Origin of the sequence: Pedobacter frigiditerrae (assembly GCF_004331645.1) — a bacterium.
GTDB classification, from domain to species: Bacteria; Bacteroidota; Bacteroidia; order Sphingobacteriales; family Sphingobacteriaceae; genus Pedobacter; species Pedobacter frigiditerrae.
The window spans coordinates 117,920-132,827 of sequence record NZ_SJSK01000003.1; the positions used below are offsets into that span (position 1 = coordinate 117,920).

8 protein-coding genes are annotated in these 14,908 nt (G+C 39.6%); 6 read left to right on the top strand and 2 right to left on the bottom strand.

Annotation, left to right across the window (positions count from 1 at the left end; translation table 11 throughout):
• The first annotated feature begins 473 nt into the window (after window positions 1-473).
• The 6 genes from EZ428_RS12305 (at window position 474) to EZ428_RS12330 (ending at window position 10,609) form a co-directional block, all read left to right on the top strand.
• Window positions 474-1,814 carry a serine/threonine protein kinase gene (locus EZ428_RS12305; protein ID WP_131553473.1) on the top strand — a complete coding sequence of 447 codons (1,341 nt, stop codon included), beginning with the start codon at window positions 474-476 and terminating at the stop codon, window positions 1,812-1,814.
• A gap of 45 nt (window positions 1,815-1,859) precedes the next feature.
• Window positions 1,860-2,810, top strand: a complete 951-nt coding sequence (locus EZ428_RS12310) for a hypothetical protein (protein WP_131553474.1) — start codon at window positions 1,860-1,862, stop codon at window positions 2,808-2,810.
• Between the two features lie 92 nt (window positions 2,811-2,902).
• Window positions 2,903-4,339: a PP2C family protein-serine/threonine phosphatase gene (locus tag EZ428_RS12315; protein ID WP_131553475.1), complete on the top strand. Its 1,437-nt coding sequence runs from the start codon at window positions 2,903-2,905 to the stop codon at window positions 4,337-4,339.
• Window positions 4,326-8,399, top strand: a complete 4,074-nt coding sequence (locus EZ428_RS12320) for an FtsW/RodA/SpoVE family cell cycle protein (protein WP_131553476.1) — start codon at window positions 4,326-4,328, stop codon at window positions 8,397-8,399. The genes EZ428_RS12315 and EZ428_RS12320 overlap by 14 nt, the downstream gene beginning before the upstream one ends.
• A 28-nt stretch (window positions 8,400-8,427) precedes the next feature.
• The gene (locus tag EZ428_RS12325) at window positions 8,428-9,228 is read left to right on the top strand and encodes an FHA domain-containing protein (RefSeq protein WP_225871056.1); all 801 of its coding nucleotides are present in this window, start codon (window positions 8,428-8,430) and stop codon (window positions 9,226-9,228) included.
• Window positions 9,221-10,609, top strand: coding sequence for a serine/threonine protein kinase (locus EZ428_RS12330; RefSeq protein WP_131553477.1), 1,389 nt, complete (start codon window positions 9,221-9,223; stop codon window positions 10,607-10,609). The genes EZ428_RS12325 and EZ428_RS12330 overlap by 8 nt, the downstream gene beginning before the upstream one ends.
• Before the next feature lie 373 nt (window positions 10,610-10,982).
• Here EZ428_RS12330 and EZ428_RS12335 read toward each other — a convergent pair whose 3' ends face one another.
• Entirely contained in the window at window positions 10,983-12,362 is a 1,380-nt protein-coding gene (locus EZ428_RS12335) for a sigma-54-dependent transcriptional regulator (protein ID WP_131553478.1), read from the bottom strand.
• The gene (locus EZ428_RS12340; protein WP_131553479.1) at window positions 12,359-14,698 is read right to left on the bottom strand and encodes a tetratricopeptide repeat-containing sensor histidine kinase; all 2,340 of its coding nucleotides are present in this window, start codon (window positions 14,696-14,698) and stop codon (window positions 12,359-12,361) included. The genes EZ428_RS12335 and EZ428_RS12340 overlap by 4 nt, the downstream gene beginning before the upstream one ends.
• Window positions 14,699-14,908: the final 210 nt, after the last annotated feature.

Here is a 14,908-nt window from a genome sequence, read left to right on the forward strand (position 1 = left end):
TAGCCAATTTGTTGCGGTTTGGCTGATTTTCCTTCGGTTTCTACACAAATTAGGTCTTAGACTATTTTTAAATATAATCTAGATTGTGGGTTCGGGATATTGTCTATTAGGTTTTTCCCTTGTTCGAGTTTTCCTTAAGGTTCTGTTCTGTTTTTTGATGTCAAAAGGATAGTTTCTTTTTGTACTTGAAATTTTTTCATTACGCTGTCGAATTTTTTTAGGGGAATAAATTAAAGGTGACATTTTTCTGTTAAGGTAAAACTTAACCGTTAGATAGACTGCTCATCAGACGAAGCTTATCCGATGAGTAGAGCGGCTTATCAATGCACATACTACATTTTCTATCAGAAAAGTAGGTAGGGAATCCCTCTAAGTTTTTAATTGTATGGCAGAGCTGCTTATTTTGTTGATATTTTTCTTTAGTTTTCATCCATATTTGGCAACAAAACACCAAAATAATTGTTAAGATAATAATGAGTAAGGTATTCACAATCACAGAGGGGCTAGAAAACCTAGGCGCACTGCGAACCGGTGGTCAGGGTTCGGTATATAAGGGTAGGCGCATTGGCGAAATCTATTCAGCCGTAAAGTTAATCCCCACGCCAATACATACCGAAAATCAGGACGATAAAAATTACCGTAACTTTCAAAATGAGGTAGGTAAGTTATCAAAAGTTAACGAAAATCCGAGCCCAAATGTGGTTAAGATGCTCAGTTTTGGTATAACAGAGAGTGGCTCCTTTCCGTTTATAGAGATGGAATATATTGATGGACCTGACCTTTGCGAACTGCTCCAGCCACCCCATGACAAGATATTTGCCCTAAAGGAACTGATTAAGGTAGCAGAGCATCTGGCATCTGCCCTTGCACATTGCCACAGGGTTGGTGTTAAGCATGGCGACATTAAGAGCAATAATGTAAAATACAATGTTCATACCGGCAATTACGTGCTGCTTGATTTTGGGTTGGCGATCATGAGCGATGAGCAGCGTCGCAGCAGCATTCGGCATGCTGGTGCGGTTGAGTTCATGGCACCAGAACAGAATGATGGTAGAATGCTTCCGCAAAGCGATGTTTATAGCTATGGTATAATTTTATACGAACTATTGGGCGGACAAGTACCATTCCCATTAGCTGGTAACAGCGATACTGGTCGCAATACGGTAATGATTGCACATATGGAAAGTGAACTGCCAGATGTTATCGAACTGCGTAAAGCGAACTTGCCCGAAAGTTGGAGCGAGGACCAGAAGGCAAGGGAAATGCAAATTCCTGGCTGGCTCTTAGAACTGGTAGATAAATGTTTGCAGAAAGATCCAGCAAATCGTTTTGATGATGGGATCTCACTGCTAGAAGCATTGGTTTCGGGGAGCTTATCAGTCATTGCTAAACCTGCATACAGTCTCGTAACGGATAAGGCTGCTGAAGAAAACAACGCACTCCGCCAGCAAATAAACGAGTTGAAAAATGGGATAAATGAAAAGAAACCTGGAATATTGCTTTCGCCCATTGTATTTGCCTTCTTAATAATTGCCATTGTTGGATTGATGGGCCTGGTTGGCTATTCGGAGTATAAAAAAAGGGAACCTTCTCAGGTTGTGATAAATCCAGTTGATTCGCTAGTGCCTGAAGCCGATACCAGTGAATATGATGCTGAGAAGATGAAACGACAACGTGAAATGATTCGCAGGGCTGCAGTTAAGCAGGCATTAGACAGTGCAATTAGGGAGGAAATGAGAAACAGCCAAAAAGAAACCACAGATTCTACCGAAGAGCCAACACCCGATACAACCGCCACCCCACAGGGATTTTAGTTACACCGATAAAAAAAAGCCTTGATTGGCACAGTTAAGTTAAATATGGAAACAAAGTCTAATTTCTGGCAGCGTATTGGCATTCAGGATTGGTTTTTAACCGATGAAACCAATGGGATCAATGGTAAAACGCCTCAGTTAACGCCTGAAGCGGTATATACCTACATTATCGAAAAATTCAAGGAATCCATCAGGGAACTCTCGTTTGCCGATCGTGTTGTCTTCTATCACGAATTTATCATCAGCTTTAACGAGGAGGATTACCGTGAGTTTATAGAAAATAAACAGGGTATTTTCGGTCTCATCGTTCAAGAAACGGTTAAAAAATTCTACGAAATCTTAAAAGAATATCGCATTGCCGGGAAAACGGTAGAGCCCTCAGGGTCAAAATGGGTTTTTAGGTTGGTGTCGCACCCCGATTACGTGAGGGGTGATAAAGGTTTTATCGGGAAACTGTTGCCAGGTAACAATCAGAAAACGGAAAACCTTCGGGTAACCTTCATTCCACGTCAAACTGGTATTGCACAAACCTTCGATGTAAACAATGACATTTTAAAGGGTTTCACTTATTACAGTGATGGTTACATGGAAATCCCATATCAGGCGCAGCTCGAATACGTAGAAGGTAATGCCGCTCAGAGCAACCAAGCAGTGATTGCTCGCTTGGAAACCATCGTCCCCGACAAACAGTTTGCAGGTAAAAAGATAGAATTTTTAATCAAATCTGAGGATACCATTGTATCGGGCAGCGATGAGGTACGCGATGACCCTAACCTATTTAAAATTCCTTCTGATTGGGCAAATTCACCTCACTTGCACATTAGATATAATAAAGCAGACGGTAATTTCTATTTGGCTTCTTTCGGTGAGCTCACCACCTTGAATGAAGTGTTGGTGCAACGAAGCGAGATCAATTCACCACAGTGGATTGCTTTGCCTTTGAATTCTAGATTGCTTCTTAACGGAATTATTGGCTTAAATTTATTTAAATCTTGACATGTCGCAATTGTTATCCATCATCCTGTTATTGGTTGTATTTTCTTTATTGATACTACATTTTAAAGACATTAAAAACTCTCGAAATAAAAATGGCTAAACACTTTTTCGGACTCACAGATACTGGCAAGACTAGAGACAACAACGAAGATAGCTTTATTGTACAGCCCATTAATGGCGAGCAATATATCTTGGCAGCAGTAATAGATGGCGTTGGCGGATATCATGGTGGCGAGGTTGCTGCTGCCATAGCGAAAGAAGAGATGATGAGGCAATTTATTGCCCGTCCAAAAGATCCAATTTCGCAAATTATTGATGCTTTTCGAGAAACAAATAGGCTCATTGTAGCAAAAAAGGAAACAGAAAAAGAGCTTTCAGAAATGGCTTGCGTGGCTACCCTAGTGCTTGCAGACATTGAAAACAATCAATTTTATTATGGCCATGTTGGCGATACACGATTATATCTATTAAGAGACGGATCGCTTGTTAAAATCTCAAAAGACCATTCTTTTGTAGGTTTCCTTGAAGATTCTGGAAGACTGGATGAGGTTGCTGCCATGCAACATCCAAAACGCAATGAACTAAACAAAGCTATTGGTTTTAGTGATCAAATTACAAATGTCGAGAGTTATATAGAAACAGGTCAATCACCATTTTTGCCAGGCGATACCCTGTTGCTTTGCAGTGATGGCCTTACCGATATGGTCAATAAGCAAGATATCACAAGTTTGCTCATGCAAGGTGATAGACTTGCTAAAAAAGCGGATAACCTCATTGCGCTTGCCAATGAAAACGGTGGACGTGACAATATCACCGTTGTACTGTTACAAAACAACAAGGCCAAGCAAAACGTCGAGCCAACCCGACCAGGTCTGGCACAACAAGTTCCTCTATCTACCACTGCTACAATGAGGGAAGAACCAGTAACTGATGTTCAGCCTGAAACCAATAGCCGAAGTAAGAAACATCCTGGTTTTATTGCCTTGATCATTTTATGCATTGTGTTGCTTGGAACCACCTTGCTGCTATTTTTAAAATCACAACAAACAGTAGATCATGGATCAATGAGGGCTGCGCCTGCCAAAATTTTGGTGCGTAATAACCAAGAGAAATTGTTGCAAGATGCAATTGACCATGCACCAGGGGATACATTGGTTCTGTCTGACAGCATTTTCAAAAGTCCGATACTCCTTAGTGATACGCTGCGAATTAGAAAAGATACCCTACATATTTTTGCCCATGGTATTGTCTTGCAGGCAGACAGTGGTTACAAGGGTGCGGCAATAATTTTAAAATCCCAGTCTAAATTAATAAGCTTGGATAGCATGCAATTCAAAGGATTTAACCTCGCCATTGCAGCTTCTAACCAAGCCTTGTTCCTTAAGAATGTCAGGTTTATCAATTGTGTTCTTCCTGTAAATAATAGTTATGTTTTTCCAAACCAACAGCTTATAAATATGTTGTTTCCCAGTGTAAATCAGTCAAAAAACATTACTAAAGCCACAGATTCAAAAAATGGAGCAAATTAAGTCGGTTGGCAAAACAGGAAGAAATCGCGAACGTATATTTATACTGGTTATCGGAGTGGTTTTTACGCTATTTTTCTATCAATTGTACCATGTTATTCAGCCTAGATTTGAAGAAGTAGCACCCCGTTTAAAGGCGGGTACGATGGTAAACCTAAACGCTGGAAAGCCTGCCCAAAGCTTACGAAGCTTGCTGAAAAATGGTTATTACTTTGAAGATCATAGAGATATCGATCTGATTGAAAAAACTGTTGCCAATGCTACCCAAACTACAGAAAAACTTGACAATATTGGCGAGGTAAATAAGCGGAAATATTTTCTTTTAGCAGATGAAGCGTTTGATAAAGGAGGGAAATCATTTAAGGCTAGGGTAATGGCCTCAAGGGCATTACTTGGGTATACAGGTGATGATTCCTTAAGGTTTAATCAGGAGCTTAAAAATCCTAAGCCATACTCCTCAAGCGTAGATGTGGCATTGGGTGCTCATGATATTACGGGCAAGGTTTTTGAAAATGAGCAGCCAGTGCCTGGAGTGCTTGTCCGTCTTGAAATGATTTTACCACAAGACAGCATTTTCAATAATGAAACTACTGAAAACATTAAAAATATAGTAGAAAATGCTGTAGGCTTTACAAAGGTTTTTACCTTGGATAGTGGCAAGCGAAAATTACAGCAACTTACGGCTTATGCAAGGACTAATGCTACAGGCGAATTCATGTTTACCCATTTACCTAATAAAGCATTTAAAGTGTTGCCCCTAAAGCCAGGGTTTCAATTCGGAGTTGTTAAAGGTGTGCAAAGTCTTACTAGTAATAAGGCGTTTACTTTCGAGCAACGCCCTCATACCATCAAGCTATTTTCTACAAAGGATTTTAGCATCCTTAAAAAAGAAAAGTCACTTATTATTAGAACCCCTGAAGAATTTAATAAATGGTTTTTTATTATCTGCGGAAGTTTTATAGGCGGTTTTTTAATGGTGCATCTTGTTCTTTCTTGGAGATTTAGTACCGCAGATCAAGTTATGCTACCAATGGTGATGTTGCTTACCGGGATTTCGTTTTTAACCCTGTTAAGCTTGCAGGATCCGCTGCGAGATCGATTTTTAGCAAAAGATTCGCTCATTTATCTTTTTATGGGTTTGGGCGGAATGTTATTGATGTTGTGTTTTAACTGGCGACGATTTCATAACGATACCTTAATTTATCGCCTTATTATTTTTAAGCAAATACGTTCAGCAGCAAATGGATGGCCATGGGCAATGGTTGCTATTGGGCTCTTAGCACTTACTATAGTATTTGGAACAGGTCCAGAGGGTAGTGGGGTGAAGGTGAACTTGTTTGGTTTTCAACCCAGTGAAGTGGTTAAGTATTTGGTTATTTTCTTCCTAGCGGGATTTTTTGCCGTAAACGAAAAACTAATTAGTGAGTATGCAAGCTGGAACAAGAGGTGGTCGTTTTTCTCCTTGGCATTATTTGCCATATTGATTACCCTTATGCTCTTTTTAGTATTGGGAGACTTGGGGCCAGCCATGGTAGTTTGTTTCACATTTATTATCTTATTCTCATTTTCTCGTGGCGATTTCATGTTCATGGCAGGTGGCGTGGTACTATATGTAATGGCCTCTTGGGTATTTGATAATATTTGGATCGCTACCGGGATAACTGTGGTGCTTGTAGGAGCAATCATGTTTTTTCAACGCAAGCAAATTAGTGAATCTACGGTGATTGTATTGGTCATCATGTCGGCGTTTTTAACCATTGATCAAATTCCATATTTAGATCGCATTATACCCGGCCCAGTACAGCGACTAGGCGATAGGAAGGCAATTTGGCAAAATGCTTGGAACAATGAAGTTTATGGTGGAGACCAAGTGGCCAATGGTTTATGGGCAATGGCTACTGGTGGTACCACTGGGCAAGGTGTGGGCGAAGGTTTCGCCAAAACCATTCCCGAGGCCCATACAGATATGATTTTACCAGCAATTGGTGAAGAATTTGGATTAACTGGTATGCTTTGCATCTTTTTGTTATTTCTATTGTACCTGCATCGATCAATAATTATTGGTAGACGAACCGGTTCACCCTTCTTGTTTTACTTGAGTGCGGGAATTGGTGTATCTACATTTGTACAGTTTTTGCTCATAGCGGGTGGTTCTACGGGTGCATTACCCTTATCCGGTGTATCGTTACCCTTTCAAAGCTATGGTGGCTCATCGCTTGTGCTCAATTTTTTGGCAGCAGGTTTTTTGATTTCGGTATCAACCTTGCGTGGTACTAAAGTACAGATGGAATACATTGCTAAACAACAGGACAAGAATTTAGTGCCTGCACTAATGGCGGCATGTTTAGGCATTATATTATTAGGCATTAATGTAGCTGGATATGTGCTAAACAACCAGAAATGGGTGGTACAGCCTACTCTTGTTGCAGATCGGAGTGGGGCCAGGATGTTTAGTTACAACCCACGTATTGCCATATTAATGAAACGATTAAAGGCAGGAAACTTGCATGACCGCAAAGGAATTTTGTTGGCAACAAGCAATGCGGATAGCGTAAAAGCACAACGCTTCAAGTTAATGGGGGCTGGTATAGCTCACTATAACCTCGATTCTGCCGTACACCAACGTTTAGAACGTTATTACCCATTTGAGGAACAATTGTTTTTTTGGACAGGCGATGCAAACTCTGGCGTTTTTAATGGCAGTATAAATGGTTATTTTGCAGATTATGAACATGCCGCAGAACTTCGTGGCTTTAAGTTGCCTTCAAAAAGCTTCCCTGTGCTTGCCAATAATTATAGCGAAAACCGATTCTTAGTTCGTGGGGTTAAAGAAATGACAGTTGTAAAAAAGGACTATGGAGCACTTGCACCTTTGTTATTGGCTGGTATTGGCAGTAAGGAAGTGGAGGATTTCAAAAACCGCAATCGCGATGTACAGCTAACGATGGATGCGGGCTTGCAAACAAAAATACAAAAGTCTATTGCACAAGATACTTCGCTAAGAGACAATCGTGTCTCTGTAGTAATCATGGAAGCAAGTACGGGTGATGTGCTTACCTCGGCAGTATATCCATTACCTCCCATTCATGATTGGGAAAGGTTAACCATGACGGTTGCAGAACAGAACCAACTTTCGCCTTGGGTTACCACAGCTGATTTAGGCTTTACGCATTTTACCCAGCCCGGGTCAACGGCAAAGCTAATCACGGCAATGGCTTCTTTTAATAAATTGGGCTTAAATGCCGCTCAAAAAAAGTATCAGGTCTCTACTTGGGAACGTATTCGTACCAAAGGAATTGAGCCTGATGAAACTGGGTGGATTGATTTAGAAAGGGCAGTGGTAAAATCTAACAATGTGTATTTTATTAAACTCGCTAACCAAGAACAGTTACAAGAACAAATGGGCGAACTATACCTAAAAACTGGTATGTTTTTGCATGGGGTTGGTGGATATTATTACAACAAACCAAGCGAAAATGCGGTTCAAGAAGAAAAATGGAAAAAGCTGTGGCGAAAAACAGAATTTAATACCAAACCAAAATATGATCCCAACAACATCCGCAGAACCAGGGCTAAGGGTATTTCTGGTATGTCTTGGGGACAGGGAGAGTTAATTGCCACGCCAGCAGCAGTAGCGAGAATGGCAGCCGGAATTGCAAACAATGGGAATATGCTTGCCAATAGGTTTGTACTTAAAGTAAGTGATCAGCCGCAAACCATAAAAACTGGTACAAAATTGGTAAATGATCCAGCGTACGCAAAGCTGATGGCAGCTTACATGATTAAACAGAGCGAGTTAAAAACAGGTACACTTGGTCTTGCGGTGGCGGGCAAAACAGGTACACCAGAGCGCATTTGGAAAAAGCAGCAGATTAACGATGGTTGGTATGTGTTTTTTGCACCCACAGGTAACGGCAAAGGAAACATTGTGGTATGTGTAAGAATTGAAGCAACTAAAGGCTCGTCTGATGCAGTTAAATTAGCTGGCAAACACGTCATTCCATTTTTAAAAGAAGGTGGTTATGTTAAAAGTATAGGTCCTAATAGTGAAAATATTAATTAAAATAAACATCAAGCTCTAATTAACAAAAATGAAAATGATATTTGACTTATTTAAAGGTGGAGCCAACGAACGCCCTGAAGATGTAAAAGGAATTAGGCACGCCTTGCTTCAATTCATAAAGCAAGAGCTACAAAAGGCAGAAGGTGGTGAAGGATCAAATATTAAAGGCTTAGGCATTTATATCAATTGTTCCTCAGCAGAACGACAGGTTTATGAAGCAGCCCTATATAAGGATGATCCTGATCAATTAAAATCAGAAATACAACGCATAAGCGATGATTATTCTCTTGACTTGCCCAATGATTGGACATTGACACAAACTTTTGATGAGTCATTTCCTTTGGAAGCAGTAGCCATGACTAATCTTCCAGTGGCATTGTTTATAAAAACTAACTCTCATTTTGTGAAGCAAAGTGCAGTCGCCTATATAACAGCACTTAGCGGTAAGACCTCGTTACCAATTTATAAATTGAGTTCTGAAGGTGGGAGATATAACATAGGTAGAGATGAAAAAGTGCAGTCTGATGAAGGATATTTCCGTACCAATCATATTGCGTTTCCTTCAGAGAGTGATGATGAACGCAACAAATTTATCAGTAGACAGCATGCGCATATTGAGTGGAATAAAAATTTGGCCAAATTCATGATCTTTGCGGATGAAGGAGGAATACCACCTCGTAATAAAGTTAAACTACGCTCCGCATCAACTGAGAAAATCTTAAAGTTGCATGCTACCCAAATTGGACAAGACTTAGAAGAGGGCGACCAGATTATCTTGGGCGAATCTGTTGTTTTAGAATTTAGCTACCTAACCAAAAGCCATGAGTAAAGTTTTTACCATTGCAGAAGGGCTGCAGAACCTAGGGGCGTTAAGAACAGGGGGGCAAGGTTCAGTGTACAAGGGAATGCGGATGGGGCCGGTTTATTCTGCCATTAAACTCATTCCAACTCCAATTTATGTAGAGGATGAAAGCGATAAAAACTACCTGAACTTTTTGAATGAAGTAACAAAACTTAAACATGTAAATGAAAAGCCTAGCCCAAACGTGGTTAAGATTTTAAGTTCTGGCATTACAGAGAGTGGCTCTTTCCCTTACATTGAAATGGAATACATTGATGGGCCAGAGTTAAGTGAGCTTTTATTGCCTCCCAATCAAAAGGTATTTGCCGTTAGGGAGTTGTTAAAAGTAACCGAACAATTGGCATCAGCCATTGCACATTGCCACAGGGTTGGTGTTAAGCATGGCGATATTAAAAGCAATAATGTAAAATACAACGTGCACACGGCTAATTATGTGTTATTGGATTTTGGATTGGCCATCATGAGTGAAGAGCAACGCAGAACCAGTATCCGCCATGCAGGAGCAATTGAGTTCATGGCGCCCGAACAGCATGAGGGAAAAATGTTGTTGCAGTCTGATATTTACAGTTATGGCGTTATCCTATACGAGCTTTTAAGTGGCCAAGTACCTTTCCCACTAGAGGGGAATGGAGATACAGGTCGCAATGCTGTGATGATTGGGCATCTGGAAAAGGAGGTGCCAGATGTAATGTTGCTTCGTAAGAACAACTTGGTTAATGAAGTTTCAGATGAGGTACTGCAAAACGAGATGCAAGTACCTCAATGGCTAATTAAAGTAGTTGAACGTTGTTTGCAAAAGAATCCTGCCGACCGTTTTGCCGATGGAATTGAATTATATGATGCTGTAACAAAAGGTCTTTTATTAGGGGAGCCACAGGGCGCTCGAAACCATGATCATGAGCTACCTGGCGGATTGTTACGATTAGCAGCATCAGAAAAGGAACTACGCGAAAGGAATGACCGCCTTGAAAAAGAATTAAAATTGCTGAAACCCCTGGTATCAGCAGCAGGAATAAAATACGATGAAGCTAGTGGGATATACCAACCTGGCAACTATATCAGGGCCCCAAAAACTGCCTTTGTAGGATTGGCAACAGTATGTGCACTCCTTATTGTTTTTTTAAGCTTTAGCGTATTCACAAAAAAAGAAGTCGTTGTTCCAGCTAAAGTTGTTGCCCCTTACGAATCTCCACTTATTACCTATGGCAAAGAATACCAACAGCGGTTGCTAAAGGCGAGGGAGGATAGTATAGCGAAAGCCCAATTGGCAGAAAACCTTAAGGCAATTGAAGTTAATGAGCAAAATGCCAAGAAAAAGAAAAGGAAAAAATTCCTTGGCATATTTTAAATAATGCACCTAATACGGGTTGTTCATTTGAGAATTGCCAAAGTAGTTGGAGGGAGTTAATATATAACCATATTAATAGCTTGTTCTATAAATCAATCAGGTGTTATTTCCAAAAGAAAGGTGTTTTCCTTTCAGTTTCTACGGCATCCATCGGTGTTCGTTCTCGTCCATTAGGGTCAAAATCGATAGTGTCAAATTTGGCGATTTCTTAAAAATCAGGCCTAAGATTGTTTGTTTGGAGGCTTGTTGAGAGTACACTCAAAGGCTTTTAGTTTATTCTAGGAGCTTTTTTGTTTTGGCAAATTAAGTTTCAATAATCGGTTAACTGCTTATCGGATGAGCATGATTCAATGAAGAATATATTAAAGGATAATTAGTTGCTATCATTCCCTAAATATTTTTTACCAATACCTAATTTTTTCATCCTTGAGTTCAATGTAGATGGATGAAGATCCAATAACTCAGCTGCACCACCTTCTCCGTGTATCTTCCACTTACATTTCTCCAAGATTGTTAAAATATGATCCTTTTCGTTTTCGGTCATGGTTTTTAGTGGCGCTGTGGCACCATTGGATGTCACATTATTTTGAGCTGGTAATTTTATAGTATCGATAATTACGCCGTTGGTGAGCAAAACGCATCTTGCGATCAGGTTTTCTAATTCTCTTATATTGCCGGGCCAGTGATAGTTAAGCATGGTTTGCAACACATGGTTTGCGACTCCTGTGATGGGCTTATTTTCTTTACGTGCAAAAACATCAACAAAATGTTTAGCTAGTGGTGCAATGTCTTCCTTACGTTCACGTAAAGCGGGCAATGTGATAGGGAAAACGTTCAGACGATAATAAAGGTCAAGCCTAAAGCAGCCTTTTGCGATTTCTTCTTCCAAGTTGCGGTTAGTGGCTGCTATAATACGAATATCTATCTTTCTCTTCTTGCCTCCAAGGGGTTCTACTTCCTTCTCTTGCAGTACTCTAAGTAATTTTACCTGTAATTCAAGCGGAAGTTCTCCAATTTCATCCAAAAACACAGTTCCTTCATTTCCTTGTTCAAATTTTCCGATTCTTTTATCAGCTGCGCCTGTAAAAGCGCCCTTTTCGTGTCCGAATAGCTCCGATTCGATTAGGTTTGCTGGTAATGCTGCACAATTAACCGGTATGAATGGTTTTGATTTTCTCGAAGACAAACGATGTATGCTCTGTGCAATCAATTCCTTTCCTGTACCACTTTCACCCAATATTAAAACTGATATATCAGAGGCACCTACCACCTTCACGTTTTCCATTACTTCACGCATTACTTCACTGCTTCCAATTGTTTCTTTAAATACGTCCTCTGAAATAGCAGGTGTTGAACGTCTTAATGCCTTAATTGCAAGCTGGTTTTGATGATGGGTGTAAAAAGCAATATCCAGCATAACCAATACATCTTTTTCCCGAAAGGGCTTTACCAAAAATCCATAGGGTTTCGTTTCTTTCGCTGCTTCTAGTATTTCCCGGTTTGAATTTGCCGATAGATATAGAAAAGCAATATTCTTTTCCCTTAAAATTTTTGCCATATCAATTCCTGTCAAATCACCTTTTAAGCGGATATCTAACAGTACCAAATCAGGGTTTTCCTTCTCAACGATCAGCAATCCTTCATCTACAGAACGTGCGATCTTACAAACGATGTATCCTGCATTTCTCAGAATCGCTCTCAGGTTATCAGCTTCAATAAACTGGTCCTCAACAATAAGCACACGAACGATCATATAAACTCCTCTTTATTTTCTGTTGACCTTAAGAACCCTTCCATGTCACTTAATGTGTCAGGCTTAAACACAATGGTAATTATGGTGCCATTATCAATTTCAAAGTTAATGGTGGCTTCTATATCTTCACTTAAACCATTCATTAACCGTAGTCCCATAGATTCAGGTTCAGTCTCACGATCAAATAGGGACATTCCAATACCATTATCAACAATTTTCAATGTGATTAGGTTACGATCATCCATCATCGAAATTGAAATTTCACCATTTCTAGTATCAGGAAATGCATATTTGATAGCATTGGTCACGGCTTCATTTAAAATTAGTCCCAATGGGATGGCCTGCGAAAGCGTTAAATTTATCGGATCGATATTTAGTTTGAATTTAACTTGATCTGAAATGCCAAAACTATCCTCTAGAGATTGAACCAGTTCTGGAACGTATTCTGCCATGTTAATGGTTTTAATATCGTCTGACTGATATAGTTTTTGATGGATGAGCGACATGGCATAGATGCGGTGCTGGCTGTTTTCTATTGCTTCCAGTGCATCATTTTCAAGGTTGCGTGCTTGTGCTTCCAGCAAACAGATTACCGTATGCAGATTGTTTTTTACGCGGTGGTGAACTTCTTTGAGCAACCAGTCTTTTTCTGAGAGCAGATGTTGGAGAGTTGCATTTTGTGTATTGATTTGCTGTTGTTTGGCAATCAATTTTAGATTACTGCGTTGTTTTGCTCGGTATCCGTTATATGCAGCTCCGGCTACGATAAGTAATAGTAGCCCACCACCAATCGTAATGTTTCTTTGCAGATTGGCTTTATCCAATCTGGCCTGCTGAACTGCACGCTGGTTTTGGAGGTCCTTTATAGATTGCTCCTTTTGTGTGGTTTCATACTTGATATTTAATTCTGCTACCTGCTTATCTTTAGCAGCAGTAAAAAGTGAATCTTTGATGTGGTCACGAAGCGCTAAATCCTTTATGGCCTGACGATAATTACCCTTGGCCATATCATATAGGTACAAATTGTTATAATGACCTAACCAATAGCCAGGCTCTAGGGGGATTTTTGAGGTTTTTAGTCTTATAGAGGTATTGTTAATATAGTTTGCCGCTTTTTCCACTTGGTTAATCTCCAGATGAATACGCGCCAATTCAATATTGCAAACGAGTGTCCAAATGTTAACCGCAGTCGGAGCGTAATTTATGTTAAATTTAAGATTCAATATTTTCTTATAATATTGAATTGCCATGTCATTTCTATTTATTTTATCGTAGTAAAGCGCAGCAACACGATACTGACTTAGAGTATCAGAAAAACTGAGGTTAGCTTTTGTTGCTATAAGCTTATTCAATGCGATTCCTGCTTCTTTTGTCATATTCAATTGTAGTAGAATTTGCACCAGAACAGTTTTAATGTCTGAATTGGAATCTTTACTTGCTGCAACCTTACGTGCCCACGGCAATGCTTCTCTATATTTTTGTGAGGTATAATAACTTTTTGCAAGGAAATAATAATAACGTGTAGCCAGGGAAGTGTCTCCGCTTGCCCGCATGTATTTAATTGCTTCTAAATTATAGGCTACAGCTCGGGTGTAATTGCCTCTTACATATTCTAAAGATTGGAGAAGATCGTAAGTGTGGTGCAGTTCTTTGAACCCTAAAGTTTTATATTCAGTCAAAACCTGTTGCAACATTTTTTCAGCCAGGTCATATTTTTTTTGGTATACATGAATACTAGCAATTCCTTTTAAAGCTGTAATTGCATTTAATTGGTCATGGTCTTGTAAGTACAAGGAACGAGCACGTTGGTAAAATCTAATCTTATCCTGCGTGTGACCATTTAGCGGAGTAATATCGTAAAGGTTTGCTAAAGTATTCCAGGCATTTGCTTCCTTTTCTACATTACCTGTTTGGTGGTAATAGCCTGCAATGCGCACAAAATATTCCTTACAACGTGCCCAATCAGTCATTTCTGAATAGTAATTTCCAATCATTCCTAAGGCTTTATAATGCCAGTCGTTTTCATGTAGCTTAACGCTTAATTGAGCTGCCTGCTTAAAAAAATTAACCGCACTGTCCAAGTCATTTTTATACTCGCCTGGTTTAAAAAGATAATAACTTCCTAATTGTAGTTGGAGGCTTATTCTGTTGGTATCTGGTCTGCTTGTTTTAATTTTTTGAAGCAAATCTTTTGGAGATAAAGCAGGGGAGTCTTGGGCCGTGACTTGGAATACTAATAAAATTTGGAATGTACCCACCAACAGTAACTTAAAGTATAAGTTACCTTTAATTACGAAGCTAACGTAATAGGTAATAGTCTGATAAACCTTGCTCATCTGCGATGAAAATTAATGTCACACAACAATTTAAGGGAATCGCTCCCCATTAGGTTGACATATAGGCACTTATCAAACTGTTATTAAAGTTCGGAATTTTTATTTAGAAAAGCAAACCTCCCTTTTTTAAGATAAACAGCCTCCCTGTCTGCGATGACGAGATTTCGTCGGCATGCTCCTCACTTCTTTGAAATATCAACGTTTTAATTT